The organism is Rhodoplanes roseus (genome assembly GCF_003258865.1).
GTDB lineage: Bacteria > Pseudomonadota > Alphaproteobacteria > Rhizobiales > Xanthobacteraceae > Rhodoplanes > Rhodoplanes roseus.
Genome location: NZ_NPEX01000346.1, coordinates 1 through 5,447, shown reverse-complemented (window position 1 = coordinate 5,447; position 5,447 = coordinate 1). Strand labels below are relative to the sequence as shown.

Genomic DNA, 5,447 nt, shown 5'->3' with positions numbered 1-5,447 from the left:
GCGGCCGGCTCACAGCCGGCCGGCCCCAGCCTGTGGCGGTCGAAAACCTTCGTCGCCGTGGTGGCGACCGGCAGCCTGGTGCAGGCGAGCCACGCTGTGCTGTACGGCTTCGCCAGCCTGCAATGGGCCGCCCAGGGACTCGACGGGCTTCAGATCGGCGCGCTGTGGGGGATCGGCGTGGTCGCCGAGATCGTGCTGTTCGCCGTGTCGGGCCGGCTGGCGACGCGGCTGCGGCCGCTCGACATGCTGGCGATCGGGGCGCTCGGCGCCATGCTGCGCTGGGTCGTGATGGCATTCGATCCGCCGGCCGCGATGCTGCCGGCGCTGCAGTGCCTGCACGCGCTGTCGTTCGGCGCCACCCATCTGGGCGCCATGCAGGCGCTCGCCGAGGAGCGCCGCGGCGCCACCGCCCAGGGCGACTATGCCAGCGTGGTGGCGATCGTCTTCGCCGCCACCATGGGCGCCTCGGGACTGCTGGTGTCGGCGCTCGGCAGCGTCGCCTATCTGGCCATGGCGGCTTCGGCGACGGCCGGCGCCGTGATCGCGATCGGGGCGCGGCGATACGCCCGCGCCTGACGCGGCTCGCCGCCGCGGCGTGGCGAGACCGCGACCCGCTGGGGCGCGCCGTCGCAGGGCGGCACCAAGGCGGCGAGGTCGCGGCCCTGCATCATCAGCATGTTGGGCGTGAGGCCGCCGCGCTGGGCGATCCACCGGCGCACACCCGACGGATAGAGGCCCCACAGCGCCTGGGTCGCCACCTTGCTGGTCACCCGGTTGCCGTTGCCGTCCGGCAGCCAGGCGGCATGGAAGCCGAGCACGGCGTTGCGCGTCGCGCACAGGCGATCGCGCGGGATCATGCCGACCACGATGGTGCAGGCCGACAGGCAGGTGCCGTTGATGACGACGCGCTCGCCGCTCTGGCGGACCCGCTGATAGCGCGCGACATAGTCGCCGATCATGCCGCCGGTGTCGGATCCGATCATGATCTCGGCGGCGGCCGGCGAGGCTGCCGCGAGCACGAGTGACGCACCGAGTATCCAGGCCTTGGCCCGCATGGTCCCACTCCCCCGAAGCGCCGTCCCCGAGTCGGCGTCTTCAACAGCTACAAGGGGACGTTTGAACGCTCAATCGGGAAAAGACTCACCCCCACAAGACGTCGGTAGCGGGGTGGAGAACGCTGCCCAGATACTCGCAGCCGTGTGGCCTGTCGCCCACAAGCAGCAGCGGCCCGTCCAGGTCGACGAAGCGCGCGCCCTGCGCCAGCAGCACGGCCGGCGCGATGGCGAGGGACGTGCACACCATGCATCCCACCATGATCTCGAAGCCGAGGGTGCGCGCCTCCTCCGCCACGGCCAGCGCCTCGGTGAGGCCGCCGGTCTTGTCGAGCTTGATGTTGACGGCGTCGTAGCGGTCCCGCAACGCAGCGAGCGTTGTGAGATCGTGGACGCTCTCGTCGGCGCAGACCGGCACGGCATGTGCCACGCGGGCGAGCGCGGCGTCGTCCGCGGCGGGCAGCGGCTGCTCGACGAGCTGCACGCCGGCCGCCGCGCAGGCGGCGAGGTTCTCCGCCAGATCCGCCGCCGTCCAGCCCTCGTTGGCGTCGACGATCAGGGTCGAGCTCGGGGCGGCGGCGCGCACCGCGGCGATGCGGGCGCGATCCTCCGGACCGCCGAGCTTCACCTTGAGCAGCGGGCGCGCTGCGGCGGCCGCGGCGCGCTCCGCCATCGCATCCGGCGGGCCGAGCGAGATCGTGTAGGCCGTGATCAGCGGCTGCGGCGCCGGCAGCCCGAGCAGTGCATGCGCCGGGACGCCGGCGCGCTTCGCCTCCAGATCGATCAGCGCGCAGTCGATGGCGTTGCGGGCGGCGCCGGCCGGCATGGCGCTTCGCAAGGCGGCGCGGTCGCATCCTGCGGCGAGGACCGGTGCCATCGCCTGGATCGCCGCGATCACGCTCGCGACGCTCTCGCCGTAACGCGGATAGGGCACGCATTCGCCGCGTCCCGCATGCGCCCCGTCCGTCACGGTGGCGACGACGACATGCGCCTCGGTCTTGGCGCCGCGGGAGATCGTGAAGGCGCCGGCGATCGGCCAGCGTTCGGCGGCGGCGGTGAGGGTCGGGGACATGCGGCGGGCCTTGATGTGTCCGAGCGGCCACGGCGTCGCCGTGAACGGGTGGCGGACCTCGACAGGCGGGCGGGGCGGTGTCAAGTATCGGGCTCGCGGCGACTCGGGAGTTTCCCGGATGGCGCCGCCCGGAGCCCCCCATGAGCGATCGGCTGCTCGACCTCAGCGTCTCGGACGGGCGCCTCGCGCTCGCCGCCGCCGGGTCGTGGACGGCGGACCGCGCCGGCGAGCTGGAGCGGCTGATCGACGGCGCCGTGCGCCGCGCCCGCGACGCCAGCTCGGTCGAGATCCGGATGGGCGGCGTCGAGCGGCTCGACACCTTCGGGGCGTGGCTGCTGGAGCGGCTGATGCGGGCGCTCGCCGCCGGCGGCCGCACCGCCGCCGTGCTGGACCTTCCGGAGCGCTATCGCGGCCTGATGGAGGTCGCCCGCCAGGTCAACCGCACGCCGCCGCCGGTGCGCCGCATCAGCCTGCTCGGCGATGCGCTGGAGCGGCTCGGCCGCGTCGTCGCCGGCCTGGTCCGCGACCTGCTGCTGATCGTCCAGATGTTCGGCGAGCTGACCGTCGTCGGCCTGCGCACCGCGGTGCGGCCGTGGACGTTTCGCTTCACCTCCACGGTGCATCATCTCGACCGGGTCGGCTGGCGCGCCGTGCCGGTCATCCTGCTGATGACGTTCCTGATCGGCTGCATCATCGCGCAGCAGGGCCTGTTCCATTTCCGCCGCTTCGGCGTCGACGCCTATGTGATCGACATGGTCGGCATCCTGGTGCTGCGCGAGATCGGCGTGCTGATGGTCGCCATCATGGTGGCGGGCCGCTCGGGCAGCGCCTACACGGCCGAGCTCGGCTCGATGAAGATGCGCGAGGAGACCGACGCGCTGCGCACCATGGGAGTCGATCCGCTGGAGGTGCTGGTGCTGCCGCGCGTCGTCGCGCTGGTGATCGCGGTGCCGGCCCTCACCTTCATCGGCTCGATGGCGGCGCTCTACGGCGCCGGCCTCGTCTGCTGGCTCTACGGCGGCATGAGCCCCGACGTGTTCCTGACCCGTCTGCACGACGCCATCTCGATCGAGGACTTCGCGGTCGGCATGATCAAGGCGCCGTTCATGGCGCTGCTGATCGGCGCGGTCGCCTGCGTCGAGGGGCTGGAGGTGAAGGGCTCGACCGAGTCGCTCGGCCTCAACACCACGGCCTCGGTGGTGAAGTCGATCTTCCTGATGATCGGCCTGGACGGCCTGTTCGCCATCTTCTTCGCGACGATCGGGATGTGACCATGGCGACGAAACTCCGTCATTCCGGGGCGCGGCAAAGCCGCGAACCCGGAATCCAGCAGCCCGCTCGGACTCTCGTGCTGCGGCTGGATTCCGGGTCCGGCGCCGGCGCGCCGTCCCGGAACGACCGCGGCGGGGCGGGGACCTGACCATGCTGGCGCCCGGCAGCGAGATCGTCATCGGCGTGCGCGACCTCTCCAGCGGGTTCGGCGACGCGACCGTGCTGGAGGGCGTGACGCTCGATGTCTATCGCGGCGAGATCCTCGGCTGCGTCGGCGCGTCCGGCATCGGCAAGTCGGTGCTGCTGCGCACCATCGTCGGCCTGCTGCCGCGCCGCGCCGGCAAGATCACGGTGTTCGGCGAGGATCCGGCGCGGCTCGGGGCGCGGGCCCGGCGGGCGCTGGAGCGGCGCTGGGGCGTGCTGTTCCAGCAGGGCGCGCTGTTCTCCTCGCTGACCGTGCGGCAGAACGTCCAGTTCCCGATGCGCGAGCATCTCTCGCTGTCGCGCCGGCTGATGGACGAGGTCGCGGTCGCCAAGCTGGAGATGGTCGGCCTCGACGCCAGCGTCTGCGACAAGCTTCCCTCCGAGCTGTCGGGCGGCATGATCAAGCGGGTGGCGCTCGCCCGCGCCCTCGCGCTCGACCCGGAGATCGTCTTCCTGGACGAGCCGACGTCCGGCCTCGACCCCATCGGCGCGGCCGAATTCGACAGTTTGATCAAGACCCTGCAGCAGACTTTGGGGCTCACGGTTTTCATGGTAACCCACGATCTCGACAGCCTTCATGCGGTCTGCGACCGGATCGCCGTCCTGGCCGATCGGCGGGTCATCACGGTCGGCCCCATGGCCGCCATGCTGGCGTCCGATCATCCCTGGATTCGGTCGTATTTCCGCGGGGTGCGGTCACGGGTCGGCCACGCCGCCGCGGCCGTCTGAGCGGCGACAAGGACGGCCTGTCCGGCGGTACCGCGGGGCAGGGGAGACGCCGGCCAGGCCACGGCCGTGCGGAGATCGAGCGTACGGCGCGGCGACGCGCCGGGACGACGGAAAGGTGCGGGCGGTTCGACGATGGAAACACGAGCGAACTACATCCTGGTCGGGCTGTTCACGCTGACCGCGCTGATCGGCGCCTTCGTGTTCGTCTACTGGTTCAGCGCGCCGCCCGGCGGTCTCGACCGCAAGCGCTACGACGTCGTGTTCGAGGGCGCCGTGTCGGGTCTGCGGCCGGGCTCCTGGGTGCTGTTCAACGGCCTGCGGGTCGGCGACGTGACCTCGGTCCGCATCGATCCCGACGCGCCCCGCCAGGTGATCGTCGGCATCGCGGTCGACCGCTCCGTGGTGCTGCGCACCGACACCTCGGTCGGCCTCGACTTCCAGGGGCTCACCGGCTTCGCCTCGGTGGCGCTGCGCGGCGCCTCGGCGACCGCGCCGGTGCTCGATCCGCCGGTCCTGCGCGCCGACCTCACCGCTGGCCAGGACGTGACCTCGGCGGCGCGCAGCGTGCTGCGCCGGCTCGACGCGCTGGTCGCCGACAACGAGACCTCGTTCCGCTCGACGCTCAAGAACATGGAAGCCTTCACCCAGACGCTCGCCGACAATTCCGAGCGGATCGACCGCATCATGGCGAAGGCCGAGTCGGTGATGAACGGCGCCGAGACCAAGCTCGAGGACGTCGCCCTGGCGGCCCGCTCGATCCGCACGCTGGCCGACAATCTCGACAAGAACATCGGCCAGATGTCGAGCGGCCTGACCCGCTTCAGCCAGACCGGCCTGCGCGAATGGGAGCGCCTCGCCGTCGACGGCCGCCGCGCCATCTCGACGCTGGAGCAGGCGGTCAAGAACATCGACCAGAACCCCAGCCGCCTACTCTTCGGCGGCGCCCCCGCCGCCCCGGCGGGCCGCGGCGCGCGGACCCAGTAGGGCCGGGGCTGCGCCCGCACTCTCGCGGTCGACGCGCGTAGCCGATCCAGCAACAAGCCTCGTGTCCCCGGCAGAGGCGTAGCGCGCCTGCGTCCTCCGGCCTGCCTCTCGTCGTCACCCTGAGGTGCCCGGCG

At 72.0% G+C, this 5,447-nt stretch carries 6 protein-coding genes; 4 read left to right on the top strand and 2 right to left on the bottom strand.

Going from position 1 to position 5,447, the window contains the following annotated elements:
- The coding region (locus CH341_RS27680; RefSeq protein WP_170149833.1) for an MFS transporter at nucleotides 1-576 on the top strand (576 nt) is incomplete at its 5' end.
- Here CH341_RS27680 and CH341_RS27670 read toward each other — a convergent pair.
- Entirely contained in the window at nucleotides 501-1,055 is a 555-nt protein-coding gene (locus CH341_RS27670) for a hypothetical protein (RefSeq protein ID WP_245431280.1), read from the bottom strand. The genes CH341_RS27680 and CH341_RS27670 overlap by 76 nt on opposite strands.
- An 85-nt stretch (nucleotides 1,056-1,140) precedes the next feature.
- The gene (gene dgcA, locus CH341_RS27665; protein WP_111422183.1) at nucleotides 1,141-2,124 is read right to left on the bottom strand and encodes an N-acetyl-D-Glu racemase DgcA; all 984 of its coding nucleotides are present in this window, start codon (nucleotides 2,122-2,124) and stop codon (nucleotides 1,141-1,143) included.
- Between the two features lie 140 nt (nucleotides 2,125-2,264).
- On the opposite strand from dgcA, the gene CH341_RS27660 reads away from it, so the two are divergent.
- The 3 genes from CH341_RS27660 to CH341_RS27650 all read left to right on the top strand — a co-directional run bounded on the left by CH341_RS27660 (nucleotide 2,265) and on the right by CH341_RS27650 (nucleotide 5,313).
- Nucleotides 2,265-3,395: an ABC transporter permease gene (locus CH341_RS27660; protein WP_111422181.1), complete on the top strand. Its 1,131-nt coding sequence runs from the start codon at nucleotides 2,265-2,267 to the stop codon at nucleotides 3,393-3,395.
- Nucleotides 3,396-3,546: 151 nt separating this feature from the next.
- Nucleotides 3,547-4,329, top strand: coding sequence for an ABC transporter ATP-binding protein (locus CH341_RS27655; RefSeq protein ID WP_111422178.1), 783 nt, complete (start codon nucleotides 3,547-3,549; stop codon nucleotides 4,327-4,329).
- Nucleotides 4,330-4,461: 132 nt separating this feature from the next.
- Nucleotides 4,462-5,313: an MlaD family protein gene (locus tag CH341_RS27650; RefSeq protein ID WP_111422175.1), complete on the top strand. Its 852-nt coding sequence runs from the start codon at nucleotides 4,462-4,464 to the stop codon at nucleotides 5,311-5,313.
- Nucleotides 5,314-5,447 lie beyond the last annotated feature (134 nt).

Excerpts from the sequence above, each read along its gene's own strand:
- CH341_RS27670 (WP_245431280.1), bottom strand. The coding sequence starts at position 1,055 with ATGCGGGCCAAGGCCTGGATACTCGGTGCGTCACTCGTGCTCGCGGCA.
- dgcA (WP_111422183.1), bottom strand. The coding sequence starts at position 2,124 with ATGTCCCCGACCCTCACCGCCGCCGCCGAACGCTGGCCGATCGCCGGC.
- CH341_RS27660 (WP_111422181.1), top strand. The coding sequence starts at position 2,265 with ATGAGCGATCGGCTGCTCGACCTCAGCGTCTCGGACGGGCGCCTCGCG.
- CH341_RS27655 (WP_111422178.1), top strand. The coding sequence starts at position 3,547 with ATGCTGGCGCCCGGCAGCGAGATCGTCATCGGCGTGCGCGACCTCTCC.
- CH341_RS27650 (WP_111422175.1), top strand. The coding sequence starts at position 4,462 with ATGGAAACACGAGCGAACTACATCCTGGTCGGGCTGTTCACGCTGACC.